Genomic DNA, 26,994 nt, shown 5'->3' on the forward strand with positions numbered 1-26,994 from the left:
AATGTAAATATTCAATTACAAAGTTATATTATACTGATTTTTTGTGCGATGTCAACCAACCTCAAAAGATAAATCCCTGCAATATCTGCAGGGATTTATTTTATCCAATCTTCTCGATTCCGCCCATGTAAGGACGCAATGCTTCGGGAATCCGGATCGTTCCATCCGCTTGCTGGTGATTTTCCAAGATGGCGGCAACGGTCCGTCCCACGGCCAGTCCCGAACCATTGAGCGTATGGACATACTCCGGTTTACTTTTGGGACCGGGACGGAAGCGGATTTGTGCGCGGCGCGCTTGGAAATCTTCACAATTGCTGCAGGAAGAGATTTCCCGATAGCTTTGATTGCTGGGCATCCATACCTCCAGATCATAGGTTTTGGCGGCAGAAAACCCGAGATCTCCCGTACACAAAGCCACCACCCGATAGGGGAGTTCCAACAATTGCAAGACCTTTTCGGCATTCTCCACCATTTTTTCCAGCTCTTCATAGGATGATTCCGGATGGACCAATTTCAGCAATTCCACTTTGTTAAATTGATGAAGACGAATCAAACCGCGGGTATCCCGTCCGGCCGATCCCGCTTCCGAGCGGAAACAACTGCTGTAAGCCGTGTAATATTTGGGCAGGTCTTCCAAAGACAAAATCTCGCCGGCATGATAGTTTATGACCGGTACTTCGGAAGTGGGAATCAAGAAATAATCCGTATTTTCCGCCAGCTTAAAGGCATCGTTCTCAAATTTGGGCAATTGCCCTGTACCGGTCATGGTGCGGCGGTTCACAATATAAGGCGGAATAATTTCCGTATATCCATGCTCCCTGGTATGCAAATCCAGCATGAAATCGATCAACGCCCGCTCCAGACGCGCTCCCAGACCCTTATAAAAGACAAACCGGGAACCCGTTACTTTGGCGGCGCGTTCAAAATCAAGCAAATCCAATTCTTCCGCCAGTTCCCAGTGCGGCTTCTGCTCGAAGGAAGGAGCGGGAACTTCCCCCCATGTGCGAACCACTTCGTTCTCTTCTTCCGACTTTCCGACGGGAACGCTTTCATGAGGAATGTTAGGAAGTTGGAGCAGGATTTGATTCATTTCTTCTTCATACCGGCGCAATTCTTCATCCAACCGTTTGATTTCCTCTCCCACTTGGCGCATTTCCTTGATTTTGTCTTCTGCATCCTCATTGTTCTTTTTCTTTTGGGAGATTTCTTTGGATACCACGTTCCGTTTGTTTTTCAATTGCTCACTTTGCTGAATCAATGCGCGTCGCCGCTGATCCAATTCCGTGAAGGCGCGGAGTCCTTCCAATTCGTCATTTCTTGTCGATAATTTTTTCTTCACATCCTCCATTTGATTGCGAAGGATTTTCATATCCAGCACTCACACACACCTCCTATAAAATAATAAACCTTCCCCCCTCATACAAGGGACGGAAGGTTCCGCGTTGCCACCCTTCTTGGCCGTGGACGCATCCACCGGCCCGCTCTGACGAGATAACGGTTCGTTCACCGAAAACACTTATGCGAACCCGGTTCGCTTCGTGCCTCGCTCCAAGGTGGATTCACTGATCATTTTGGACGGTTCGCACCTTCCACCGCCTCTCTGGATGGCAAAACAATCAGCTACTCGCCTTTTCCTCGCGGCCTGCCATTTCAAATTTTACCTTTTATTATATCCGATTGTACACCCTTTGTAACCATCCCAACCAAAAAATCCTCCCCAAAACAGGGAGGATTCCGTCAAGAATGAAAATTTTCCGTTATACTGCTTTTTCTGCCATCGATTCACGAACCATTTCAGCAAAATAAGCGTGAACCCGCGGATCTTCGGTCAATTCCGGATGGAAAGACATCGCGAGCAAATTCCCTTGCTTGGCAGCGACAATTTTTCCGTCCACTTCGGCGAAGACCTCGACTCCCGGTTCCACCTTTTCGATGTAAGGAGCACGAATAAAGACCGCCGGGTAATCATCAGCAATGTTTTTTAACGCCAGCTCCGCTTCAAAACTTTCCCGCTGGCGTCCAAACCCATTCCGCTTCACCGTGATGTTCATGATGCCCAAATGGGGTTCTTCTTCCGGCCCGATATTTTTGGCAATCAGGATCATTCCGGCACAGGTTCCGAAAATGGGTTTCCCAGCACGATGAAGCGCGAGAATCGGTTCGGTCAGTTCATATTTTTTCACCAATTTGCCAATCGTTGTGGATTCCCCGCCCGGAATCACCAGACCGTCCAGATCCGACAACTCTTCCGCCCTCTTCACCGCCACGGCCATTGCCCCGGTTTGTTGAAGCAGGCGGATATGTTCACGGACTGCGCCTTGTAATGCCAATACTCCAATTTTCATCGGATCTGTCCTCCTTATGTCACCAACCGCGCTCTTGCATCCGTTCTTCCGCACTCAGTTTGGAAATTTCAATCCCGGTCATCGCCGAACCCAGATCTTTGGAGACTTCTGCAATCAAAGCAAAATCTTCATAATGGGTGGTCGCTTCCACAATCGCGCGCGCATATTTTTCCGGGTTTTCCGATTTAAAAATACCGGAGCCCACAAACACGCCATCGGATCCCAAGTGCATCATGAGTGCGGCATCCGCCGGGGTGGCGACGCCTCCTGCCGCAAAGTTGACCACCGGCAATCTTCCGGTCTCATGCACTTCCAGGAGCAGTTCATACGGAGCCCCCAGTTTTTTCGCTTCGGCCATCAATTCATCACGGGACATATTTTGCACTTGGCGAATTTGTGCCTGCATCTTACGCATATGGCGAACCGCTTCCACAATGTTTCCGGTACCGGGTTCCCCCTTGGTCCGGATCATGGATGCCCCTTCCCCGATGCGACGCAACGCTTCCCCCAAATCACGGGCACCGCATACAAATGGAACGGTGAATTGGGATTTGTCGATATGGAACAAATCATCCGCCGGGGTTAACACTTCACTCTCATCAATATAATCAACCCCCATGGATTCCAATACACGCGCTTCGACAAAATGGCCGATCCGTGCTTTGGCCATTACCGGAATGGAAACAGCGTTCATCACTTCTTCCACCACACGCGGATCAGCCATGCGGGCAACGCCTCCTGCCGCACGGATATCCGACGGAACGCGCTCCAGCGCCATCACTGCCACCGCGCCGGCTTGTTCGGCAATTTTGGCCTGCTCGGCGTTCACCACGTCCATGATGACGCCGCCTTTTTGCATTTCAGCCATCCCGCGTTTTACCCGGTCCGTTCCTGTTTTCCGTGTTTGACTCATCTTGCTGCCTCCTCTGTGATCTTATGGATGTCTTCAACTGTGATCGTCATGGAAGGGGGGTTTCATTTTGCAAGAGAGAAAATCCCCCTTTTCCTCCCTCTTTTATTATAATTGAATGGAAGCATTTGAAAAATAATCAATCAAACCAACTTGAAATTTCATCCCCCACCGAGCGGAAAAAGAGGCGAATCCAGCTCCCTTCTTCCACGGATTGAGAAGTGACCACATTGATTGGTTTGAAGCCTTCCATTTTCTTTCCATCATAAACGACATATGCTTTTCCGACAATGGTGCCTTTCTCCAGAGGGGCTTTCACGTTGGAATCAAACTCCACTTTGATGGAATATTTGCCTTGTTCTCCTTTTTGAACCGGCAGCGACACGGCTTTTTCCACTTCCACCGGGACGGTCCGTTCCACGCCGTTAGGCAATGTCAATGATTCTTGCCCTTTTACTTTTCCGTGTTCCGGGACCAAAGTGGTGAATGAAAATTGGTCAAATCCGTAATCCAAAAGTTTTTTCGTTTCAGAAAAACGCCTTTGATCATTCGCGGTTCCCATCACGACCGAAACCAAGCGGTATCCGTTCCGTTGCGCGGTTCCCGTGAAACAATAACCGGCGGCATTGGTATGTCCGGTCTTCATTCCGTCCACACCCGGATAGGCATACACAAAATCCGGAAGCATAAGGTTCCAGTTCGTCACCGTTTGTTCCCGGTTGGTTCCGGGCCGGACCTTATATTTCGCCGTCGCCGTTACCTTCAGAACTTCGGGGTGTCTTTGAATCAACGTCGAAGCAAGAATCGCCGTGTCCCGGGCCGACATCACGTGTTTCCCGGGCACCTTGGGCGGATCGGGATACAGATGCAGATCCAAACCGGAGGCTCCTTGAAAATGGGTGTTGTTCATCCCAATTTCTTTCGCTTTTTCATTCATCCGGTCGACAAATCCTTCTTCGCTTCCGCCCACATGTTCCGCCAAGGCCACGGTCGCATCATTGGCGGAATAAATCAACATCGCTTCAAAAAGTTCCTTGACCGTGATCTTTTCGCCTTCGGTTAAATAAATTTGTGCTTCTTCCACATCGGCCGCCCGTTTGCTGACCGTCACCACATCATCCCAATGCAATTTTCCGTCCTGAATGTCATCCAAAACCACCAGGGCCGTCATCATTTTGGTCATGCTGGCCGGGGGATAAGGGGTTTCTTCATCTTTCGCGGCCAAAACCACCCCGGAATAAAAATCCATCAAAAAATAAGAACGCGCTTCCACTGGAGGAAGCTCTGCCTGCTCAGCCTGCACCGGAACCGGAAACATCCATATGAAAAAAGCAAACGCGCTTAAAAACAACCAAACTTTTTTGTCATGAAAATGATTCATCGTCGCTCATTCCCTACTTCCCTGTCTCTGTTTTGAAATCGTCCTCTACAACAACATTCGAAAAGGATGAAAAGGATGAGAATCATTTTACAAAATTGCAATAAAAAAAGAAATGGACAAGAAAAGAAAAATTTCGCATCACGAAGAAAAGCTGTTGACCGAATCAACGATCAACAGCTTGCATTTTAACGGATGGATTATAAATGATAGTTGGGCGCTTCTTTGGTGATTTGGACATCATGCGGATGGCTTTCGCGCAAAGAGGCATTGGTGATCCGGATAAACCGGCTGTTTTCCTTCAGTTCTTTCAATGTGGCCGCACCGCAGTAACCCATTCCGGCACGGATGCCTCCGATCAATTGATACACGGTATCGGCCAAAGGCCCTTTGTACGGAACCCGTCCTTCGATGCCTTCCGGAACGAGTTTTTGCGCATCTTCCTGGAAGTAACGGTCTTTGCTCCCCTGTTGCATGGCGCCGATGGATCCCATTCCCCGGTACACCTTGAACCGGCGTCCTTGGTAAATTTCTGATTCCCCGGGAGATTCCTCCGTTCCGGCAAACAGGCTTCCCAACATGACTGCATCCGCACCCGCCGCCAAAGCTTTGACGATATCCCCGGAATAACGGATTCCTCCGTCAGCAATGATCGGCACACCGTACTGGCGGGCCACAGTCGCGCAATCATAGATCGCCGTGATTTGCGGAACGCCGATGCCGGCAACCACACGGGTTGTGCAAATGGATCCCGGGCCGATTCCAACTTTCACGATATTGGCACCTGCCTCGATGAGATCACGGGTGGCTTCACCGGTTGCGACATTTCCGGCCACAATGACCAAATCCGGATACTTCCGGCGAAGCGTGTGAATGGCATCCAAAACCCCTTTGGAGTGGCCGTGGGCCGTATCCACAACAATCAAGTCCACTTCGGCATCGATCAAGGCTTGAACCCGGCGTTCCATATTTTTGGACACCCCGACAGCCGCCCCGACCAAAAGACGTCCTTGTTTATCTTTGGCCGCGTCGGGAAACTGTGTCGCCTTTTCAATGTCTTTGATGGTGATGAGCCCTTTTAAAACCCCGTTTTCATCCACCAGCGGCAATTTCTCGATTTTATGCTTTTGCAGGATTTCTTCCGCTTGTTCGAGCGTGGTCCCGACCGGAGCCGTAACAAGCGGTTCGGTCGTCATCACTTCTTGAATCGGCATGGCATAATCCCGTACAAAGCGAAGGTCACGGTTGGTGATAATGCCAACCAGTTTCCGGTTTTCATCCACAATCGGCACACCGGAAATCCGGTATTTGGCCATCAGTTCTTCCGCGTCATGGACTTTGTGTTCGGGCGTCAGATAAAACGGATTGGTGATCACTCCGCTTTCGGAACGTTTGACGCGGTCGACTTCCTCGGCTTGTTCTTCCACTTTCATGTTTTTATGAATGATTCCGATTCCGCCTTGCCGGGCAATGGCAATCGCCAGTTTGGATTCGGTGACGGTGTCCATTCCCGCACTGATCAACGGAATATTCAATTCAATTCCTTCTGCCAGCTTGGTTCCCACATTGACTTCGCGAGGCAGTACCTCTGATTTTGCCGGCAATAGCAGTACATCATCAAAAGTCAATCCTTCTTTGGCGAATTTCTGTTCCCACATAGACGTTTTCCCCTTTTGGCCTAATAATTTTAAAGCAGTTTAACAGTCTCCTGCATAACTGTCAAGATTTTTCAAGATCCAGCCATGGCTGTATTGTATTTATCCATAGATTATCCACAAAATCCTGTGGATAACTCACAAAGGCTTGTGGATAAATGTGTTTAAGGCAACAACTTGGATACAAATTCGGCAACCAGCGGGCTCTGGATCAACTGCAAATGGTTTAAATGCCAAAAAGTTTTCACATGGTAAGCGCCGGGAAGCGTGGCTTTTCCTTCTTCCACAACCCCGTCGCTGTCTGTATGATATTTCAGGGCCAGCAAGGTCCAACCGACGGCCAATTCCCCTTTCCATCCCCGGTCGCCCCAACCGTCCGCATCCCCGGCAATCGTGTACAGTTTTCCGTTTTGATAAAACGGGCTTTTTTCCACCGGAAAGCGCCGGTTAAACCGGGCCACTGCTTCCGGCGTGACATCTTTGATCCCTTCCTGTCCGTTGACAAACATCCCCAGCCATTCATATTCTTTCGCAAGCGGTGTCCCTTGATGCGGAGTCCCGAGCGTCACCAGGTCCGCCACTTCCCCGGGCCGCATGTAAACCAAACGCCGGGCAACGAGTCCACCCATGCTGTGAGCCAAAATGTAGTAGTTTTTCCCGAGTCCGTGCCTTTCTTGGAGAATCGAAATTTTCTCGGAAATCACCCGGGCCTGCTTCTCAATGGAATCATTCCCGGCCTGATGGTTTTTCGCCCCCATCATGATCACCCGTTTTCCTTGCACCGGCATCGACCAGACTTTCATGGACGAATTGGAATACACCACATAAACATTCCCGGAGCCCCAATTCCGGGCCAAACAGTTTAAAAATTCATACCCCCATTGATGGCGGTTGTTAAATCCGTGAATCAACACCAGATCATATTTTTTCGGAACCGTTGTCTTTCCGGAACCCGGAGGCGGCAACAGTCCAAACACAAAAACCGACAACAGACAAAGGCATATAACCTTTCTTTTCATGGATGCTGCCTCTCTCCCATTGCTCTTTCTTGTTATAGCCCTTTTTATTTTGTCAAACAATAAAAAAAAAAGAAAGAAAAATCGAGGTGACGGGTGTGCCGTTTTGCTCAGACCCTTCTTCCCGTGATGGCTTCCATGCACCGGATCTTTTTTTAAAACTGCAAAATGAAGAATGGGCACGCAAATTTCTGCAGCAAAAATATCAGGATGCTTCTTTCGGGGAACCGGGAGTTTTGGCTTACAAAAATGTCCAATCTTTTGCCGCTTACATTCGCCAAGCTTGCTCCCTGTTTCAAACAGCCCGGGCATGTGACAAATGGATGCAACCCCTTTTGCTCTATTACGGGATGATGAATTTTTTCAAAGCCTGGATTTTAACCAAAGACCCCGATTATCCAAAGAACACGGCCGTGTTGCGACACGGGCTGTCGACCCGCAAACGGAAAAGGGAACCCTTTCGCTTTTCGCAGGACGAAATCCGGATCCAAAAAGAGGGACTGTTTCCGTATCTGGCTGAAATGATAAATCTTCCGGTATCTGCCGGCGATTCCTATCGGATGAAGGAATTGCTCGGCTTTTTGCCTGAACTGCAGCCGACGTACCGGACGATCTTCGGTGAGTGCACTTGGTTTCCCGTGGATTGGATGCCTTCTTCCTCCCTTATGGTCATCCCTGAAAAAATTCTGGATCAATGCCACCTTGCTACCTCATCCTTTGTGGAAAAATTAAACGCACAAAGCAGGGAAATTCAGTTTTCATTGCACCATCAAGAGGAAGGAGCGCTTTACCTGAACTGTTCCGCCTCCGGCCCGCCGCACCGGCTTCATCCTTGGATTGAAAGAAACAAAAAGGGCGACCATTACCTGTATATCGGTAATCATCGCCCTGGTCCGCTTCCGCGGGTCATTTCCCTGATGATGCTGTGTTTTTCCATGAGTATGCTGTGCCGGTATGATCCCCCCTTGTGGGAAGAAATCATGCTGGCGTCCGTTCATCAGGAACAGCTGATGTTAATCCATCTGACTGATCTGATTCTTTACGGGTTCCCCGGCTTTATGGCCCCGTTTTGGGATTGGCCGGATTAAGCATCCGATTCTTTCTCTTCTTTTTCATCGTTTTCTTCCTCGGCATGCACCCGGGCCACCGCGGAAACTTCGTCTTCATCCACCCGAATCAGACGGACACCTTGGGCATACCGGCCCATGATGGAAATATCCGCAACTTTGATCCGGATCACGACGCCCGATTGCGTTGCAATCATGAGATCCTCATCTTCCGACACCACTTTGTGCGCAACCACTTCGCCTTTTTTCTCCGTCAGGCTTAACGTTTTAATCCCTTTGCCCCCACGCGATTGAATCCGGTATTCATCAATCGGCGTCCGTTTTCCGTAGCCGTTTTCGGTCACGATCATGACGTAGCTGTCCGGAACCACGATATCCATGTCAATGATGCGGTCTCCTTCGCCCAAGGTGATTCCTTTTACCCCGGTGGCAGAACGTCCCATTTCACGGACGTCGGATTCATGGAAACGGATGGACATGCCGTGCCGTGTTCCCATGATCACTTCCTGATCCCCGTCGGTCAGGCGCACGCCCACCAGATCGTCCCCGTCACGCAAATTGATGGCGAACAATCCGTTGCGGCGGATGTTTTCAAACTCGCTTAATGCGGTTTTCTTCACCACTCCTTCTGCTGTGACAAAGAAGAGGAATTGGTTCGGGGTAAATTCTTTGACCGGAATGACGGCTTCGATCCGTTCCCCTTGATCAATTTGAATCAAATTGATCACCGGGGTGCCTTTCGCCGTCCGTCCCAGTTCCGGAACTTCATAAGCTTTCAGGCGATAAACCTTTCCTTTGTTGGAAAAGAAAAGCAGCGTGCTGTGTGAATGGGTGACAAACATGTGCTGAACCAGATCGTCGTCACGGGTTCCCATTCCCGTGATGCCTTTTCCGCCCCGTTTTTGCGCGCGGTAGGTGGAAAGCGGCACCCGCTTGATATACCCTCTTTGCGTCATCATGATGGAGACTTCATCTTCCGGGATCAGATCCTCAATGTCGATGTTGTCTTCTTCAATTTTGATCATTGTCCGGCGTTCGTCACCGTATTTTTCTTTGATTTCAATGATTTCCTTGCGCAACACACCCCGGATTTTGTTCTCATCGGCAAGAATGGCACGCAATTTGGAGATCAGCTGTTGCAGCTCTTTATATTCGCTCTCGATTTTTTCCCGTTCCAAACCGGTTAAACGGTGCAGCCGCATATCGAGGATGGCTTGGGCTTGTTTTTCGGACAGGCCGAACCGTTCCATCAGGCCGGTTCTCGCTTCCTGCGTGGTTTTCGAGGAGCGGATCAAATCAATCACTTCGTCAATCTGGTCCAAAGCGATTCGGAGCCCTTCCAAGATGTGCGCCCGGTCTTCCGCTTTGTTCAAATCATATTGAGTCCGGCGGCGAATCACTTCGATTTGATGGTCCACATAATGTTGGATCGTCTGCTTCAGATTTAACACGCGCGGTTGTCCGTCGACCAATGCCAGCATGTTGATGCCGAAACTGGTTTGTAAGTTGGTGAATTTGTACAGGTTGTTCAAAACCACCTGCGGATTCACATCTTTGCGGAGCTCAATCACCACACGCATTCCGTTGCGGTCGGATTCATCTCTTAAATCGGTGATTCCGTCGATCTTTTTATCCCGTACCAATTCGGCGATTTTTTCGATCAATTTCGCTTTATTGACTTGGAACGGAAGTTCGTCCACCACAATCCGCATTTTTCCGTTTCGGGCTTCTTCAATCCGCGTTTTAGCCCGGATTTGAATGCTTCCGCGACCGGTGCGGTACGCTTTGCGGATTCCGTCATAACCCAAAATAATGCCGCCGGTGGGGAAATCCGGCCCTTTGATCACTTTGATCAATTCCTCAACGGACACATCCTGATTTTCCAGCAACAACAGGATGCCGTCGATCACTTCCCTCAAATTATGCGGAGGGATGTTGGTGGCCATCCCGACCGCAATCCCCGAAGCCCCGTTGACAAGGAGGTTCGGAAAACGGGAAGGGAGCACCACCGGCTCCTCTTGTTGCCCGTCGTAGTTGGGTGTGAAATCGATGGTGTCTTTTTGGATGTCGCGAAGCATTTCCAGATTGATGGCAGCCATCCTTGCTTCGGTATAACGCATGGCCGCCGGCGGGTCCCCGTCCACGGATCCGAAGTTCCCGTGTCCGTCGACAAGCGGATAACGGTAAGTAAAGTCCTGTGCCATCCGCACCATGGAATCGTACACGGCCGCATCCCCGTGCGGGTGATAATTCGCCGTCACGTTTCCGACGAGACGGGAAGACTTTTTGTACGGCTTATCCGGGGTCATCCCCAACTCGTAAAAGGTGTACAAAATCCGCCGGTGAACCGGTTTTAACCCGTCGCGGACATCCGGCAACGCCCGGCTCACGATCACGCTCATCGCATAGTCCAGGAAAGAGGTTTTCATTTCCTTACTGATATTGACTTCTTGGATACGGTTCATTTCTTCCATTGTTCATCTCTCCGTTCTACACTCGCCTAAATATCAAGGTTCGCCTGTTGTGCATACTCCTTGATAAATTCCCGACGCGGTGCCACGCGGTCTCCCATCAACATTTCAAACACTTCATCGGCATCCATGGCATCTTGCAAAGAAACACGGAGCAAGGTGCGGCTTTCCGGATCCATGGTGGTTTCCCACAGCTGGGTGGCGTTCATTTCCCCCAACCCTTTGTACCGTTGGATCTCGATTTTCCCTTTCCCTTGGAGCTCGGCCACGATTTCATCTTTCATCTTGTCATTGAACGCATACCGGATCTTTTTGCCTTGCGTAATTTTATACAGAGGCGGTTGGGCAATATAGACATATCCATGTTCAATCAACGGACGCATGTACCGGTAAAAGAAGGTGAGCAGCAAAGTCCGGATGTGGGCACCGTCGACGTCGGCATCCGTCATAATGATGATTTTGTGATAACGGGCCTTTTCAATATTGAAATCATCGCCGATTCCGGTTCCCAATGCCGTAATGATGGTGCGAATCTCATCATTGGAAAGCGCCCGGTCCAGTCGTGCTTTCTCCACATTGATGATTTTTCCTTTCAATGGCAAAATGGCTTGGAACATCCGGTCCCGTCCTTGTTTTGCGGTACCGCCGGCAGAATCCCCCTCCACAATGAAAAGCTCGCTGTCCTGAGCGCTGCGGGAGGTGCAATCCGCCAGTTTCCCGGGCAATGCACTGACCTCCAACGCGTTTTTGCGCCGTGTCAATTCCCGGGCTTTGCGGGCGGCCTGGCGGGCACGGGACGCCATCACGGCTTTGTTAATAATCTTTTTCGCTTCCGCGGGATGCTCGTCCAAATAGGTTTGGAAATGATCGGCAAAGAGCTGCTCGGTTGCGGAACGGGCTTCGCTGTTCCCCAGTTTGGTTTTGGTTTGCCCTTCAAACTGAGGATCCATAATTTTCACGCTGATAATGGCGGTCAAGCCTTCCCGCACGTCGTCCCCGGTCAAATTGCTGTCATTATCCTTCAAAAGGTTGTTCCGGCGGGCATAATCATTGATCACGCGCGTCAGAGCCGATTTAAAGCCGGCTTCATGCGTACCGCCCTCGTGCGTGTGGATGTTATTGGCATAAGAATAGATGTTGGATGTAAAAGAGTCGTTGTATTGCAAAGCGATTTCAATCAGGATGGAATCCCGTTCCCCCTGAATGTATACCGGCGGTTGATTCAACACTTCGCGATTCCGGTCCAAATGCTCCACAAAAGACCGGATTCCGCCTTCAAACTGAAAAACCACTTCTTTTTCTTCTTCGCCGCGCAAATCCTTTAAAATGATCTTTACGCCGCCGTTTAAGAAAGCAAGTTCGCGCAGACGGTTTTGCAAAATGTTGAAATCAAACTCGGTGGTTTCCGTGAAGATCTCGGGATCCGGTTTAAAGGTGATTTTGGTCCCTGTTTCCTCTGTTTCTCCGATCACTTCCAAATCCGCATCCGGAACCCCTCGTTGATAACGTTGATGATAGATTTTCCCGTCACGCTTCACTTCGACCGACAGCCATGTCGACAACGCATTGACAACAGAAACCCCCACACCGTGCAAACCGCCGGAAAATTTGTATCCGTCTCCGCCGAATTTACCCCCGGCATGAAGGACCGTCATCACAACCTCCACCGCCGGACGGCCCATTTTCGGGTGGATCCCGACAGGAATCCCGCTTCCGTTGTCAATCACGGTCACACTGTTGTCTTCATTGACAATCACCTGAATGGTATCACAACGGCCGGCCAGTGCTTCATCGATACTGTTGTCCACCACTTCCCACACCAAATGATGGAGACCGCGGCTGGAAGTGGAACCAATATACATTCCCGGCCGCCTTCGTACGGCTTCCAGACCTTCTAACACCTGAATTTGTGTTTCATCATAATTTGTTTGTTGAATGGACACTCTCGGTCACCTGCTTCCTTCTTCCATAACTGATAAACTCGGTTCTATATCTTTTGAGTCAGATCGGCCCGTTTTTTCAATGTGGTTGAAGAAATGGGCGATGCATAGATGTGATGTGTGGTGATCACATACGATTTGATTTCGTCAGGAGACAAATGTTCAATTTTCTTTTTCTGATGGCAAGCGTTCAAAAACGGTGGCGTTGCACTCTTCGCAACATTGGCGTCCAATATGGCGATCACTTCGCGAATGCAAATCATCCGGCTTCCACCCAAGTGGATAAACACTTCTTTCACCCCGATTCCGTAATCTGTCCTTGCTTCACCTGATAGATTTTGGCTCCGGATAAGATATCCGGATGGATCCCGTCCAAACCGGTGGTGGTCACAAAAGTTTGGACACGTCCGGAAATGGCCTTCAATAAATGCGTTTTGCGCATGTCATCCAATTCGGACAACACATCATCCAATAATAATATGGGATAATAACCGATTTCCTGATGAATCAATTCGATTTCCGCCAGCTTGAGCGACAAGGCGGCGGTTCGTTGCTGTCCCTGGGAACCGTAATGATGAAGATCCATCTCTCCCAGAAACAACCGGATGTCATCCCGTTGCGGCCCGATGGCGGTACTTCCCCGCATCACTTCTTTTTGGCGGTTTTTTTTCAGTTCCGACCGCAAAATCTCCGCCCATTCATCCGGCCCGGATGGTTCGGGCAAAGGAAAAGAAGGGCGGTACTTGATTACCAGCTCCTCCGGCTGTTGCGTAATGGCCTGATGAATTTCACGCGCCCATCGGGTGAGGGATTTTAAAAACTGTTTTCTTTTTTTCCATAAATGGACGGACAAAGCGGCAAATTGTTCATCCAATACCTCCAATAAAGGGGAATCCTCCTGCTTTTGCCGGGAAAGTTGTTTCAACAGGCTGTTTCTCTGCACGAGCAATTTGTTTAATTGCGACAAATCATGCACATATTGAGGACTTACCTGGCCAATCTCCATATCTAAAAAACGGCGTCGAACCTGCGGGCTTCCTTTGACCAGCGCCAGATCCTCCGGCGCAAAGAGGACGGCAGGAAGCGAGCCGATATACTGACTCAACTTCCTTTGTTCAACCCCGTTCCGACTCACTTTTTTTCCTTTGTCCGATAAACTGATTTCCAGACGCTGGATCTCATTTCCTTTTTTTACTCTGCACTTGATGAACGATGCCTTTTGGCCGAAACGGATCAGTTCTTTATGAGTCCGTGTGCGGTGTGATTTGCCAAGCGCAAGGACATAAAGGGATTCGAGGATGTTGGTTTTCCCTTGGGCATTGGGGCCGACAAAGAAATGAAGCTCCTCCGGACAATGCAGATGAAGTTTCTCAATGTTTCGGTACTGTTTCAATTCCAGGGTTTGGACACGCAAAACGAAGATCCTCCCTTACCGGTCCGACACGACCACGGACCCGAACCCGGAGATATCCACTTGATCCCGGGGATAAATTTTTCTCCCCCGTCTCGTTTCCACTTCGCCGTTGACTTTTACCGTTTCCTCTTGCAAAAAGTACTTGGCTTGCCCGCCGCTGTCGATCACATCCAGGCGTTTTAAGAGTTGCCCCAATGTGATGTACGGTGTGTCAATCTTGATGGATTCCAATCCCAATCCTCCTTTTCGGGCGTCATCCGTGCCGGTCCGTCCTAACGGGTGCGGACCGGTACGATCAGATGGAGCGAGTCATCCCGGTCTGTCGGTTGGATCATAAACGGTGTCATCGCGCCTGTGAATTGAATCCGGATTTCATCGCTTTCAATGGAGCGGAGAGCTTCCATCATGTAACGCGCATTAAAAGAGATGCTCATTTCCGGCCCGTTCACCTTGGCATTCACTTCTTCAGAGACGCTTCCAATATCCTGGGCGGTGGAGTGAACTTCCACTTTTCCGTCTTTTATAGTCCATTTTATCACATTATCCCGGCCATCCCGACTGATTAGGGATGCACGATCAACGGATTGTAACAATTCCTTGGTGGAGGAAACGAGTTCCGTCTCACCACGTTCGGGAATCACCCGGTTGGTGTCGGGATAGGTCCCGTCCAACAAACGGGAATAAAACGAGAATTCATCGGTTTTTACCAGAATTTGATTTTCCGCGATCAGGATATCCACATATCCGGAATAATCCCCCAGGGTCTTGGCCAATTCCGACAAGCTTTTGCCCGGGACAATCACATTTTTCAGTGTCACTTCCGGGGAAGCTTCCACTTGGGCCTGTTGTTTGGACAAACGGTGGCTGTCCGTGGCGATGCAAGTCAACACCCCATTTTCAAGTTGGAACAGCACTCCGGTCAATACGCCCCGCGCTTCTTTGGCGGCCACGGCAAATCCAGTTTGCCGGATCAGGGATTTGAGTGCATCGGCGGAAATACTGAACATCTGCTCTGTGGATAAGTGCGGCAAGCGCGGATATTCCACCGGATCCAGTCCGTTCAGTTGAAATTCCGCCATATCCGATCGGATGGTGGTTTGGAATTGATCATTGGTGATCCATTCCACTTCATCTCCGGGCAATTTGCGGACAAGCTCGCCAAAGATGCGTCCGGGGAGTACGATACTACCTATTTTTTCCACGAACACCTGATCCAAGTCCTCTTTTTTGACGGGAACATGCACCTGAATGGTGATGTCCGAATTGCTTCCGGTCAGAGTGAGCCCATCTTCATCCACAGCAATTTTAATCCCGGTGAGAATGGGAATGGTTGTTTTGGAAGAAACCGCTTTGGATACTTGAGAAACAGCATCAACCAATGCTGATTTGATGACACGGAATTTCATATCGATCCTCCTTGATGGTGATAGAACCAAAAATTGTTTTGGGAAAAACATGACAGGCATGCATAAAGCAGGACGCTTGTACATATATTTATTTTTTAAAATTGCAGTAGCACTAGTAGTAGGGATTGTGGATAATGTGGAAAACCGGGTTTGGACCAGGTGTAAAGCGGATTGCCGGCTGTGGAGAAAGTGTGCATAAGCTTGTACACCTTATCCACAGTTTCCACAGGCGTTGCTTTTAAGCTTTGCGTTGAAGTTGTTGTTTCAACTGCTTGATCACTTCTTTGACTTGGGGGTCTTCTTCGATCATGCGGCTGATTTTCTCATGTGCATGAATCACGGTTGTATGATCGCGCCCTCCAAAATCTTCCCCGATTTTCGGCAAAGAGAACTCTGTCATTTCCCGGCACAGATACATAGCGATCTGTCTTGGAAATGCCACCGACTTTGTTCGCTTTTTACTTTTCAAATCCTCTATGCGGAGACGGTAATAATCACAGACCGTCTGTTGAATAATATGAATGCTGAGCATTCTTGGCTTTGAATCGGGCATGATATCCTTCAGTGCCTCCAGTGCCAGATCGGGAGTGATGGGTTGATTCAAGAGAGCTGAATAAGCCACAACCCGGATTAACGCACCTTCCAGTTCACGAATGTTTGTATCCACGCGATCCGCGATAAATGCAAGGACTTCACTTGGAACATCTAAATTATCAGCTATTGCTTTCTTTCGCAAGATCGCGATCCGCGTTTCCAAATCCGGCGGTTGCACATCGGTGATCAGACCCCATTCAAAGCGTGAGCGCAAACGGTCTTCCAGCGTGGGGATTTCCTTGGGCGGCCGGTCGCTGGAGATAATGATTTGTTTATTGGCGTCATGCAAAGCGTTAAAGGTGTGGAAAAACTCTTCCTGGGTCTGTTCTTTTCCCGCCAAAAACTGAATGTCGTCGATCAACAAGATATCCACGGAACGGTATTTGTTCCGGAATTGGATCGTTTTGTTATCCCGGATCGAATTGATAAATTCATTGGTGAATTTTTCGGATGAGATGTACACCACCCGGCTGGACGGATCATGTTTCAGTACATAATGACCGATGGCATGCATCAAGTGTGTTTTTCCAAGGCCGACGCCACCGTAGATGAACAAAGGGTTGTATGCTTTGGCAGGCGCTTCGGCCACAGCCAGGGAAGCCGCATGGGCAAACCGGTTCCCGGAACCGATGACAAATGTGTCAAAAGTGTACCTCGGATTCAGTTGGGAGCCGGGGTCTTTTTCGTCTTCCACGTTTTCCGCCGCCGGTTGTTGCGGTTCTTTTAAGGATTCATGATGGTTTTTTTCCTGGGTCTGGCTGACAAATTTCACGCCAATTTTTGAACCGCCGGTCACTTCTTTCAAGGTGTCCCGCACCAAATCGGCATAGCGCGATTCCAGCCAGTCCCGGGCAAAATCATTGGGGGCACAAACGATCAGGATGTCATTTTCCATGTTGATGGCTTCAGTCGCCTTGAGCCAGGTTTCAAAACTGGGCTTGCTGATTTTGTTTTGGATGGAATCCAACGTTTGGGACCATAATTCTTGGATGTGAATCACCCAAAGAACCTCCTTCCTGACAAAAAAATGAACAATACTTATCCACAGTCAAAAGCGACGATGCATCAGAGTCTATTGCATTTATTCACATTATCCACAGGCTGTGGATACTTTTTTCCACAACTTGTGGTTAAATGATCTCCCGGATTATCCACAACTGTGGATATTCACTGCTCCGCAACATATTTATCCACAGGAAAACAAGAATAGAATATCAAAATATACCAATATTTACAATGAAAAATAGTGAGTTATCCACAATTCACAAAGCGGAAAAAACCTTGTTATCCACACCAGGGGATTTGTGGATAAATCGTGGATAATTTTGGGATAACGGGTGGATAATGAAAAATTTATCCACATGTGGATAAACAGGAGTGGATCCGGCCGGATTCTTGACAGTGATTGCCGATGCTGTCTATAATGATAGAGATTGTCCATCGGTTATTCACGGACTTGATTGAAAGAAGGGAGGTATCCTGGAACGCGGTCCTCAGCCGGCAAATTTGCCGTGGCTGAGTGATGGGGAACCAGGGGAATGAAAATGAAACGCACATTTCAACCAAGTAACCGCAGACGTAAAAACAAGCACGGTTTTCGTGCACGCATGAGCACGAAAAACGGACGTCGTGTTCTTGCAAGACGCAGAAGAAAAGGAAGAAAAGTATTATCTGCTTAATAAATGCCGGCCACGTGTTTTGTGGCCTTTTTTCCTATTTAATTCACGTTGAAAGTGTTTAATCTGCTTCTTTTTGTTTTATAATGTGAAGAAAAAACGGGGATTTTAGCGAGGAAGGAGATTTTCATTGCAGCGGGAATACCGTCTGAAGAAGAGAAAAGATTTTCGGAGGGTTTTTCAGGCCGGTCAATCTTTTGCCAATCGGCAATTTGTCGTGATCCAGTATGGCCGTTCTCCTTCCGGGCCACCGCGTATCGGCATCTCCGTGAGCAAAAAGGTCGGGAATGCCGTGATACGCAACCGGTGCAAACGTTTGATCAAAGAGGTGGCGAGGCATTGGGTTTCCCATTTGAAACCCGGAACCGATTACGTTATCATCGCCCGAAACCCCGTTGCCCAAATGGATTACAAACAGGTGAAATCCAGCCTTTTTCACGTGTTTCGCAAGGGAAAATGTTTTGTGTCAAAGCCTTCGGAATAGGGGAGGAGGAGTGGAATGAAGTGGATTGCCATCGGTCTGATTCAATTTTATCGCTATGTCATCTCACCGCTTAAGCCCCCTGTCTGCCGCTTCGTTCCCACCTGCTCGGAATACGCTTTGATTGCCTTTCGGAGACACGGATTTGTTGTCGGGGGATGGTATACGTTGATCCGTCTGTTGAAATGCCATCCTTTTCATCCGGGCGGATTTGATGATGTGCCGGAAAAAAAGAAACCGCAAACAAATGGATTCAGAGACTGAAGAGAAGATGAGGAGGAGTTATCCTTGCAAAAACGGAGGCGCGGGATTGCTGTACTCTTGCTGATGATTATGGCTGTCACCATCCTTTCGGGGTGTGCCCCCGATCAAAACCGGTACAAGATCGATTACAACAATCCCAGCTTTTTTCAACAGATCTTGGTTATCCCGATGGTCAAATTGCTGGACATCTTTAAAGATGCTTTGGGAAATTACGGATTGTCGATTCTGGTGCTGACTTTTCTCGTCCGTCTGATCGTCTTTCCGCTTACCTGGAAACAGCAACAAAGCACCCAGCGGATGCAGGAAATTCAGCCGGAAATGATGAAGATCCGCAAAAAGTACGAGAAAAATCCGCAAAAAATGCAAGAAGAAACCATGAAGCTGTTTCAAAAGCACAACATCAACCCGATGGCCGGATGCTTGCCTTTATTGATTCAGATTCCCGTTTTGTTCGCTTTTTACCAAGCGATCATGGGAAATGAGCATATCAAGGAATCCAGTTTCCTTTACCTGCAATTGGGAAGTCCGGATCCTTATTTCATCCTGCCTTTGATCGCGGCGTTTACCACGTACTTGCAGTTTATTGTTACCGGAGCGCAAAGCAATCCGCAAATGAAAGTAATGGTCTGGATCATGCCGGTTATGATCTTTTTCCTGGCCTATCAGTTCCCGTCCGCACTTTCTTTATACTGGGTATACGGGAACATCTTCACCATAGCCCAATCTCTCATTTTGCAGAAGCTGAATAAAAAAAATGAAGTAAAGGGTGCAACTCGTTGAGCAAACGGATAGAGCGGGCCCGGTCCGTTGAATTGGCGATTGAAAAAGCATGTGATGCGTTACAGGTGTCACCCGGTGAAATTGGGTATGAAGTGATCCAACCGCCCAAAAAAGGATTCCTCGGTATTTTCGGGAGACGGGATGCCATCGTGGAAGTTTCCGTCATCCGGAAGGAAAGCCCCGGGGAATATGCCTGTCAATTTTTGAAGGGGATCGTGGAGCGGATTGGTTGGCCGTGCCAAGTCGAAATGAAGGAAGAGCCGGCGGAGATTTCCTTTGTGTTGAAAGGAGAGGACTTGTCTCTTCTGATCGGAAAACACGGCCGGACGTTAAATGCAATTCAAACGTTGGTGCAAACCGTTGTCTGGCGGAAATACAATAACGGCATTCGCGTGACGGTGGATGCGGGAGATTACCGCCGTCGCCGGAAGGAGTCGTTAAAGCACCTGGCGGCGAAGATGATGGAAAAAGTCCGTGAAACGAAAAAAGAGGTGACCTTGCATCCGATGTCCGCAAGCGAACGGAAAATGATTCATCGCTTGGTACAGCGGGAAAAAGATTTAACCACATACAGTGTCGGAAAAGAACCCCGGCGCTCTGTGGTGATTGATTTAAGAAAAAACCAATAGCAGACGGCGCCCGTAAACTCCCCGTTCAGGGGGGTTTTTTGTTTCGGCGATTTTTTTGATTGAATGAATCGGATTATGCTAAGATTAAGTATTAGGAATCATGTTGGAGTGTGAAAAAATGGAGACCGATACCATTGCAGCGATTTCCACCCCCGTGGGGGAAGGGGGCATTTCGGTGATCCGTGTCAGCGGACCCGATGCCATTTCGATTGCAGATCAGATATATCAAGGAAAAAAATCTCTGGACAAGGTGCCTTCGCATACCGTCCATTACGGATATATCGTGGATCCGGAAGCGGGAGAGCGGGTCGATGAAGTGCTGGTGACCGTGATGCGCGCACCACGAACATTCACCCGGGAAGATGTGGTTGAAATCAGTTGTCATGGCGGGATGATTCCCGTTCAAAAAACGTTGGAAATCCTGTTGGATCATGGAGCAAGATTGGCGGAGCCTGGCGAGTTTACCAAACGGGCTTTTTTAAATGGCCGGATTGATTTGTCCCAGGCCGAAGCTGTCATGGATTTGATCCGCGCCAAAACGGACCGTGCCGCAAAAGTGGCTCTGTCCCAACATGACGGGAAACTTTCCCGTTTGATTCAACGGCTGAGAAGCGAAATTTTGGAAACCCTTGCCCATCTTGCGGTCAATGTGGATTATCCGGAGTATGACGCCGAAGAGATGACGGCCGGATTTTTGCGTGAGCGCTGTGTTTACATTTCCGGTGAAATTGAACGGTTGCTTCAAACCGCCCGCCAAGGGAAAATTTACCGGGAGGGAATCAAAACGGCAATCGTGGGGCGTCCCAATGTCGGCAAGTCATCGCTGATGAATGCTTTGACCCATGAAAACAAGGCCATTGTGACCGACATCCCGGGAACCACACGGGATGTGATTGAGGAATTTGTCAATGTGCGGGGAATTCCCCTCAAACTGTTGGACACAGCCGGAATCCGCGAGACCGAGGATGTGGTGGAACGGATCGGGGTGGAACGTTCCCGCCAAGCATTGAAACAGGCGGATTTGGTGTTGCTTTTGTTAAATTACGCCGAACCCCTCACCCCGTTGGACCGGGAGCTGCTTTCGCTGATTAAGGAGCACAGTTCGATCATCATTGTGAACAAAACAGATTTGCCCCGGCAAATCGAATTGGATGAAGTGAAGCGCTTGGCCGGCGACGTTCCGATTATTTCCGCTTCCGTCAAAGAGGACCGGGGAATAGAGGATTTGGAAGAAGCCATTACCCGGCTGTTTCAGTTGGGAAAAGTGGAACTTGCCGATGCCACGTATGTCAGCAATTCCCGGCATATCCACTTGCTTCGCAGAGCTTTGACAAGTGTGAAAGATGTGATCGAAGGGATTGATTCGGGGGTTCCGCTGGATATGGTGGAGATTGATTTGAAAAATGCCTGGGAATCGTTGGGCGAAGTCATTGGGGACTCCGTCTCCGAAGATTTGATCGACCAGATTTTTTCGCAATTTTGCTTGGGCAAATAAAGAGAGGTGAGCAGGATGAGGGATGCATCCCAATCCCAAAAATTTGACGTGATTGTAATCGGTGCCGGTCATGCCGGATGCGAAGCGGCCTTGGCCGCGGCCCGGATGGGTTGTTCCACACTGCTGTTGACCCTGAGTTTGGATACCATCGCTTACATGCCATGCAACCCTTCGATCGGGGGCCCGGCCAAAGGCCATGTGGTGCGTGAGATTGATGCGCTGGGTGGAGAAATGGGGAGAAATATTGACAAAACCCATATCCAGATGCGGATGTTAAATACGGGGAAAGGGCCGGCTGTTTATGCGTTAAGGGCACAAGCCGACAAAGTGCTGTATCAGCAAGAAATGAAGAAAACCCTGGAATCAACGCCCAATCTCCGTTTGCAGCAAGGAATGGTGGAAAAGCTGATTGTGGAAGACGGCGTGTGCAAAGGCGTCATCACCCGGACCGGAACCCGCTATCTGTCCGAAACGGTGATTTTGACGACCGGAACCTATTTGCGCGGCAAAATCATCATCGGGGATATCAGTTATGAAAGCGGCCCGAATAACCAACAGCCTTCCATCCAACTGGCTTATCATTTGAAAGAACTCGGTTTTGAAATGGTCCGGTTTAAAACCGGCACCCCGCCCCGGGTGAATAAACGATCCATTGACACCGGCAAGATGACCATTCAGCCGGGAGATGAGGAACCACGGGCTTTCTCCTATGAAACGACGGAATACATCACTGATCAACTGCCTTGCTGGCTGACATACACCAATGAAGAGACGCACCGTTACATCCGGGAAAATTTGCACCGCGCCCCCATGTATTCCGGGATGATTGAAGGGCGGGGGCCCCGTTATTGTCCGTCGATTGAAGACAAGATCGTCCGGTTCGCCGACAAAGGGCGGCACCAGATTTTTATCGAACCGGAGGGACGGGACACGGAAGAAATGTATGTCCAAGGGCTTTCCACCAGCTTGCCGGAAGATGTCCAGTTAAAAGTGCTTCACACCATCAAAGGACTGGAAAAGGCAGAAATGCTCCGTACCGGCTATGCCATCGAATATGATGCCATCGTTCCGACGCAACTTTGGCCTTCGTTGGAGACAAAATTGGTGAAAAACTTGTTTACCGCGGGTCAATTGAACGGAACTTCCGGTTATGAAGAAGCGGCCGCACAAGGCATCATGGCCGGAATCAATGCCGCCCGAAAAGTGCAAGGCAAGGAACCCGTGATTTTGGACCGTTCGCAAGCTTACATCGGTGTTTTGATTGATGACCTGGTCACCAAAGGGACCAATGAACCGTACCGGCTGTTGACATCACGGGCGGAATACCGCTTGTTGCTCCGGCATGACAATGCGGATTTGCGTTTGACGGAATTGGGCTATGAAATCGGGTTGATTCCGGAAGAGCGTTATCAGCGGTTTGTCAAAAAGAAAGAATTGATCCAAAAGGAAATTCAACGCCTGAGGGAAACCAAAGTCCGGCCGAAACCGGAAGTCCAAGCGATCCTGAAGGAAATGGGAACCTCGGAGATCAACAATGCGGTGGAACTGGCAAACTTAATCAAACGCCCCGAATTGGGATATAAAGAAATTGCCAGCATGTCCCCGCCGCCTGAGCCGCTCCCGGCGGATGTCATGGAGCAAGTGGAAATTCAATTGAAATATGAAGGTTATATCAAAAAAGCGCTCCAGCAAGTTGAAAAAATGCGCCGTATGGAAGAAAAACGGATTCCCGATTGGGTGGATTATGACAAAATCTCGGGAATTTCTTCGGAAGCACGGGAAAAATTAAAAGAAGTACAGCCGGTTTCTTTGGGCCAGGCTTCGCGAATTTCCGGGGTGAATCCTGCGGACATATCCATTTTGATGGTGCATATCGAGCAAGGCGGAAAAGCTTATGCCATATCGGAAAATCAAGCCTGACAAGTTTGTCAGGCTTTTTTAAAGGAGGTTTCAGGGGATGCATTGGGGGAGTTGGTTGCAACAAGAAACAGCGGAATGGGACATTTATCTGTCCCATGAACAGCTCCGGCAGTTCCACCGGTATTATGAGCTCTTGGTTGAAAAAAACAAAGTGATGAATTTAACGGCAATCACGGAAGAAAAGGAAGTCTACATCAAGCATTTTTATGATTCATTAACCTTGGCCCGCGTCATTCCGTTGAATCGTGTCCGGTCCGTGATCGATGTGGGGACTGGTGCCGGTTTCCCGGGATTGGCATTAAAGATTGCTTTTCCCCATTTGCAGGTGGTTTTGTTGGATTCGCTGAAAAAACGGGTCAACTTCTTAAACGAAATTGTGGGGGAATTGGGATTGACCCGGGTGGAATGCATTCATGGACGGGCTGAAGAGTTTGGAAAGAAAAAAGGATTCCGGCAAAGTTTTGATTTGGCCACGGCGCGTGCGGTCGCCCGGTTAAATGTATTGGCCGAATATTGCCTGCCGTTTGTCAAAGTGGGGGGGCATTTCATCGCCATGAAAGGGCCGGATGTGAGAGAGGAAATGGAAGAAGCGGGCAAGGCTTTGCACACCCTCGGGAAAACGACGCTGGATGTGAAGCAGTTTCGTTTGCCGGAAGAGATGGGGACGCGCAGTCTGCTGTGGATGAAAAAGCGGGATCATACGCCCAAAGCTTATCCGCGGAAAGCAGGGACACCGGCCAAACAACCATTGGTTTAAAAAGTCTGTTTCATATATAAAAAGAAAGCCGAATGCTCTTGGAGTCAGGGAGTGATTCGGCTTCTTTAATTAACCCATATTATTGATTAAATTGTGCAATCCACGCAAAGCGATTTTTCTCTTCTCAATTTTATCGATTTCTTGGCGCTTCCGGCTGTTTTGGGAATAAGGGGTCATGATTTCTTCCCACGAACTGTAGCCACCATAAGCATCTTCAAACTCAATGTCATCCCGTTTCAAACTGGATGCAGATTCTTCACTTTCATTCGTTTGAAAAGCGGAAACCGGTTGTTGCGCCTCGATCTTGTCTTCAATCCCGAAGGATTGGACACCGGATGAACCGTTGGGAAAGATGGGGTGCTTTTCATGGGTGGCGTGTTCTTCTGAAAACAGCATTGACTGGTTTCCTTGTTGTTGATGGTTTTCCGTCAATGATTGGTTTGTTTTTTCCGCAAGTGCTCCCCGCTTTTTTTGCAATCGGCTTCGCTTTCCCTGGCGGACCCGGCGGCGCGGCGAAAAAGGCTCAAACGGGACGAGTTCGTTTGACGGGTTGTCTTTGCTTTGTTCATTTGGTTTGAAATAATCCGATGGAAGGTTATTGTCGGACTCCGCATCGAATCCGTTCGAATAAAAATCAGGGAACGAGTCGGAAGAAAACGGGTCATCCGAAGTTCCGTACGTTTCCGGCGAAAAAGAGGAACGGTCTGATTGCATCGGCGATTCCTCGGCATCCTGGTTGAATGAATGGATCCACTGATTGTTTGTCCGTTTTTTGCGAAGTTTTGGTTCCCTTTCCAGAAGCATCTCTTCTTGTTTTTCCTGATCTTCGTCGATAAAAGGCGGATTCCAGGGATCTTCCCCGTGGTTGCTTGATTCTTCCTCTTCCCCCAACTGAACCCGTTCCAAGTGGTATACCGGATATTCATCCCCTGTTTCCGATGGTTCCTGGAAATTCAACTTTTGTTTACGGCGCAAAGTTTTTTTGCGTAAAGGGCCGCGATTGGTGAAAAAAGAATAGTGGGGAGGCGCATATTCCACTTTTTGAGCTTCGATGATCTCCATGTCTTTGGCGCTGGAGCTTTGGTCGGCCTGAGACGATTCATCATAAAAAGAGTCGGTTTGATAAGAAAAATCTTCAACCGGTTTGCTTTGGAATGTATATGTGTTGGTTTCAAGATGATTGGTATGTAAGGTTTGCTTTTGTACAAAGATTTCCCCGTTTCCATGCGTATCTGTTCGTGAGGAGGGGTCGCTTGATCCGGTGGATTGCCCGACTGCTTGTTGACTGATTAACGTTGCAATCATCTCGGGTTTCAATTCGATATACAGTGCGTTTTTCCCCTTTTCTTTGAGTGCATCGGCAGCCGCTTTTCCCGAATTGCCCGTACCGATAAGAATGCAATCGAATTGGGATTCAAATTGTGACATCTACTCCACCCTCCTTATAGTCGCCTGATCCCTTCCAACCTTCTTTCTCAATTATTATCTCTTTTTTCAGCGACAATCTCTATAATTTTTTTTGTTTATTTGACAAATTTCCTCAATGGAAAGCCCATGAAAAGTTTTCCCCCAAGGATTTCCTTGGGGGGTGAATCGCTTTTTTATTTTTTCCCGGATTTCCGATCTTTCTTTTGCTGGGTGTCCCCGAATTTATCAGGAACGTTAAACTCTTGGTGAATGGAGGCTGCCGCTTCCATCATTTCTTTGGATGATGCGGTGCGCGCTTTGGATTGGGCAAATTTGCACAATCCGAAGCCGTTGGCAAATTGGGCTTCGATTCCATAGTCTTCGGAGAAGATCAGTTTATCGCCGAAGCGTTCCCGGTAAAATGGTTTGAACGGAATCGAAGCTCCGCCGGTGAGGATGATATAAGTGATGTCGTCACCATAATCCAGGCGGTGCCAGACTTCATCCACCAAAGCTTCGCCCACTTCCTTGATCGATTCCTGAACGATGGCACTGACATCATATGATTTTCCTTTGAAACTGATTTCGCCGGAACGGACGATCCTAGGCAGGCTCCATAACGGATACTCTTTTCCGTTTCCGTCTTTATCCGCGTTCCGGGTGAATTCAAGCAAGCGCTTCGTCAGGTTTTGGTAAACGCCCAACATAGCATGGCGGGAGGTGAAGCTTTGGCGTTTGATGATCGTTTCCCCGTGCAGGGTTTCGATGTCCGAAGTACCAAAGCCCAAATCGTTGATGCTCACTTTTTGGATAAACAAGTCTTCATTGAGCAGTTTTCCTTCGCGGTCCAAGGCGATGTGGAACAAGGTTGCCATGGGTTGACTGATAACGAAAAGGTTTTCCTGTTTAATTTCAAACTCGATTTTGCGCCAAGGTAAGTTCCCTTGTTTCACTTCAAAACTGTGTTTCCCGATGAGACGGCGTTTCAATTCATCTTTGTAATCGATGTAGTTGTCCGTCGGCAGGGCCACCGCAACGACCGGTTCCGTCGATCCTTGCAGCATGAGGCCGGTGCTGACACGGAACATGATCAAGTATTCTTGTTCCCGGAACCAGGTCGGGCTGAAGAGACGACGTTTGTGTGAATCGAAAAGTTCGTCATCCCCGGCTTGCTCAATGGCCAGCTTTCCGCAGAACCATTCGCGGTCCCCTTCATGTTCCCGATACATGATGTTATGGGGATCGTTGTTATAGGTGATTTCCCCCACACGGTTTGGCACAACCATGTTCCGGATGAACATTTTATAAAACTTTCCATTCGCCCGGGTCACTACTTTGGTACCATAGTATCCTTGGTCATTTCCTATGTATACAGGTACGCTCATTTTT

At 48.9% G+C, this 26,994-nt stretch carries 24 protein-coding genes and 1 other annotated feature; of the genes, 9 read left to right on the plus strand and 15 right to left on the minus strand.

The features are described 5' to 3' along the window. Window positions 1-100: 100 nt before the first annotated feature. From serS to FA954_RS01255, 6 genes are all read right to left on the minus strand, one after another. A complete protein-coding gene (gene serS, locus FA954_RS01230) occupies window positions 101-1,378 on the minus strand; it encodes a serine--tRNA ligase (protein ID WP_037998261.1) in 1,278 nt (425 codons plus the stop codon). A gap of 42 nt (window positions 1,379-1,420) precedes the next feature. After that, window positions 1,421-1,645, minus strand: a binding site (T-box leader). A gap of 112 nt (window positions 1,646-1,757) precedes the next feature. Beyond that, window positions 1,758-2,345 (minus strand): pyridoxal 5'-phosphate synthase glutaminase subunit PdxT, encoded by a 588-nt coding sequence (gene pdxT, locus FA954_RS01235; protein WP_037998259.1) that lies wholly within the window; start codon window positions 2,343-2,345, stop codon window positions 1,758-1,760. A gap of 19 nt (window positions 2,346-2,364) precedes the next feature. Next, window positions 2,365-3,258 carry a pyridoxal 5'-phosphate synthase lyase subunit PdxS gene (pdxS, locus tag FA954_RS01240; protein ID WP_037998258.1) on the minus strand — a complete coding sequence of 298 codons (894 nt, stop codon included), beginning with the start codon at window positions 3,256-3,258 and terminating at the stop codon, window positions 2,365-2,367. A 136-nt stretch (window positions 3,259-3,394) separates the two neighbouring features. Continuing rightward, entirely contained in the window at window positions 3,395-4,636 is a 1,242-nt protein-coding gene (locus tag FA954_RS01245) for a D-alanyl-D-alanine carboxypeptidase family protein (RefSeq protein ID WP_062843209.1), read from the minus strand. Between the two features lie 197 nt (window positions 4,637-4,833). After that, window positions 4,834-6,291, minus strand: coding sequence for an IMP dehydrogenase (gene guaB, locus FA954_RS01250; protein ID WP_062843210.1), 1,458 nt, complete (start codon window positions 6,289-6,291; stop codon window positions 4,834-4,836). Window positions 6,292-6,452: 161 nt separating this feature from the next. After that, window positions 6,453-7,307, minus strand: coding sequence for an alpha/beta fold hydrolase (locus FA954_RS01255; RefSeq protein ID WP_037998254.1), 855 nt, complete (start codon window positions 7,305-7,307; stop codon window positions 6,453-6,455). A 95-nt stretch (window positions 7,308-7,402) separates the two neighbouring features. On the opposite strand from FA954_RS01255, the gene FA954_RS01260 reads away from it, so the two are divergent. Beyond that, complete coding sequence (locus tag FA954_RS01260) at window positions 7,403-8,392, plus strand: YaaC family protein (protein WP_175413162.1); 990 nt, start codon at window positions 7,403-7,405, stop codon at window positions 8,390-8,392. Here the strand turns inward: FA954_RS01260 and gyrA are convergent. The 7 genes from gyrA to dnaA form a co-directional block, all read right to left on the minus strand. Further along, window positions 8,389-10,845, minus strand: a complete 2,457-nt coding sequence (gyrA, locus tag FA954_RS01265; protein WP_138614823.1) for a DNA gyrase subunit A — start codon at window positions 10,843-10,845, stop codon at window positions 8,389-8,391. The two genes, FA954_RS01260 and gyrA, sit on opposite strands and share 4 nt — an antisense overlap. Window positions 10,846-10,871: 26 nt before the next feature. Next, window positions 10,872-12,785, minus strand: coding sequence for a DNA topoisomerase (ATP-hydrolyzing) subunit B (gene gyrB / locus FA954_RS01270; RefSeq protein WP_037998248.1), 1,914 nt, complete (start codon window positions 12,783-12,785; stop codon window positions 10,872-10,874). A 44-nt stretch (window positions 12,786-12,829) separates the two neighbouring features. After that, entirely contained in the window at window positions 12,830-13,045 is a 216-nt protein-coding gene (gene remB / locus FA954_RS01275) for an extracellular matrix regulator RemB (RefSeq protein WP_197052019.1), read from the minus strand. Between the two features lie 32 nt (window positions 13,046-13,077). Beyond that, window positions 13,078-14,196 (minus strand): DNA replication/repair protein RecF, encoded by a 1,119-nt coding sequence (gene recF, locus FA954_RS01280; protein WP_037998245.1) that lies wholly within the window; start codon window positions 14,194-14,196, stop codon window positions 13,078-13,080. A gap of 15 nt (window positions 14,197-14,211) precedes the next feature. Further along, on the minus strand, window positions 14,212-14,427 hold the full coding sequence (gene yaaA / locus FA954_RS01285; RefSeq protein WP_049720748.1) for a S4 domain-containing protein YaaA: 216 nt from the start codon (window positions 14,425-14,427) through the stop codon (window positions 14,212-14,214). A gap of 41 nt (window positions 14,428-14,468) precedes the next feature. Beyond that, on the minus strand, window positions 14,469-15,602 hold the full coding sequence (gene dnaN, locus FA954_RS01290) for a DNA polymerase III subunit beta (protein ID WP_049720747.1): 1,134 nt from the start codon (window positions 15,600-15,602) through the stop codon (window positions 14,469-14,471). A gap of 238 nt (window positions 15,603-15,840) precedes the next feature. Continuing rightward, on the minus strand, window positions 15,841-17,196 hold the full coding sequence (gene dnaA, locus FA954_RS01295) for a chromosomal replication initiator protein DnaA (RefSeq protein WP_037998240.1): 1,356 nt from the start codon (window positions 17,194-17,196) through the stop codon (window positions 15,841-15,843). Between the two features lie 544 nt (window positions 17,197-17,740). On the opposite strand from dnaA, the gene rpmH reads away from it, so the two are divergent. The 8 genes from rpmH (at window position 17,741) to rsmG (ending at window position 24,198) form a co-directional block, all read left to right on the plus strand. Then, complete coding sequence (gene rpmH / locus FA954_RS01300; protein WP_082240799.1) at window positions 17,741-17,875, plus strand: 50S ribosomal protein L34; 135 nt, start codon at window positions 17,741-17,743, stop codon at window positions 17,873-17,875. Window positions 17,876-18,002: 127 nt separating this feature from the next. Next, on the plus strand, window positions 18,003-18,356 hold the full coding sequence (gene rnpA / locus FA954_RS01305) for a ribonuclease P protein component (protein ID WP_037998238.1): 354 nt from the start codon (window positions 18,003-18,005) through the stop codon (window positions 18,354-18,356). A 15-nt stretch (window positions 18,357-18,371) separates the two neighbouring features. After that, on the plus strand, window positions 18,372-18,617 hold the full coding sequence (yidD, locus tag FA954_RS01310) for a membrane protein insertion efficiency factor YidD (protein WP_037998237.1): 246 nt from the start codon (window positions 18,372-18,374) through the stop codon (window positions 18,615-18,617). A gap of 24 nt (window positions 18,618-18,641) precedes the next feature. Further along, the gene (locus FA954_RS01315) at window positions 18,642-19,397 is read left to right on the plus strand and encodes a YidC/Oxa1 family membrane protein insertase (protein WP_231564651.1); all 756 of its coding nucleotides are present in this window, start codon (window positions 18,642-18,644) and stop codon (window positions 19,395-19,397) included. Continuing rightward, window positions 19,394-20,026: an RNA-binding cell elongation regulator Jag/EloR gene (gene jag, locus FA954_RS01320; protein WP_037998235.1), complete on the plus strand. Its 633-nt coding sequence runs from the start codon at window positions 19,394-19,396 to the stop codon at window positions 20,024-20,026. The genes FA954_RS01315 and jag overlap by 4 nt, the downstream gene beginning before the upstream one ends. Before the next feature lie 118 nt (window positions 20,027-20,144). After that, window positions 20,145-21,521, plus strand: a complete 1,377-nt coding sequence (mnmE, locus tag FA954_RS01325) for a tRNA uridine-5-carboxymethylaminomethyl(34) synthesis GTPase MnmE (protein ID WP_049720745.1) — start codon at window positions 20,145-20,147, stop codon at window positions 21,519-21,521. Between the two features lie 15 nt (window positions 21,522-21,536). After that, a complete protein-coding gene (mnmG, locus tag FA954_RS01330) occupies window positions 21,537-23,441 on the plus strand; it encodes a tRNA uridine-5-carboxymethylaminomethyl(34) synthesis enzyme MnmG (protein WP_037998229.1) in 1,905 nt (634 codons plus the stop codon). A gap of 37 nt (window positions 23,442-23,478) precedes the next feature. After that, on the plus strand, window positions 23,479-24,198 hold the full coding sequence (gene rsmG, locus FA954_RS01335) for a 16S rRNA (guanine(527)-N(7))-methyltransferase RsmG (RefSeq protein WP_037998227.1): 720 nt from the start codon (window positions 23,479-23,481) through the stop codon (window positions 24,196-24,198). Window positions 24,199-24,267: 69 nt separating this feature from the next. Here rsmG and FA954_RS01340 read toward each other — a convergent pair whose 3' ends face one another. Continuing rightward, window positions 24,268-25,626 (minus strand): hypothetical protein, encoded by a 1,359-nt coding sequence (locus tag FA954_RS01340; protein WP_049720743.1) that lies wholly within the window; start codon window positions 25,624-25,626, stop codon window positions 24,268-24,270. A 173-nt stretch (window positions 25,627-25,799) separates the two neighbouring features. Continuing rightward, on the minus strand, window positions 25,800-26,990 hold the full coding sequence (locus FA954_RS01345; RefSeq protein ID WP_037998222.1) for a ParM/StbA family protein: 1,191 nt from the start codon (window positions 26,988-26,990) through the stop codon (window positions 25,800-25,802). Window positions 26,991-26,994: the final 4 nt, after the last annotated feature.

It is taken from the genome of Thermoactinomyces vulgaris, assembly GCF_005886755.1.
GTDB classification, from domain to species: Bacteria; Bacillota; Bacilli; order Thermoactinomycetales; family Thermoactinomycetaceae; genus Thermoactinomyces; species Thermoactinomyces vulgaris.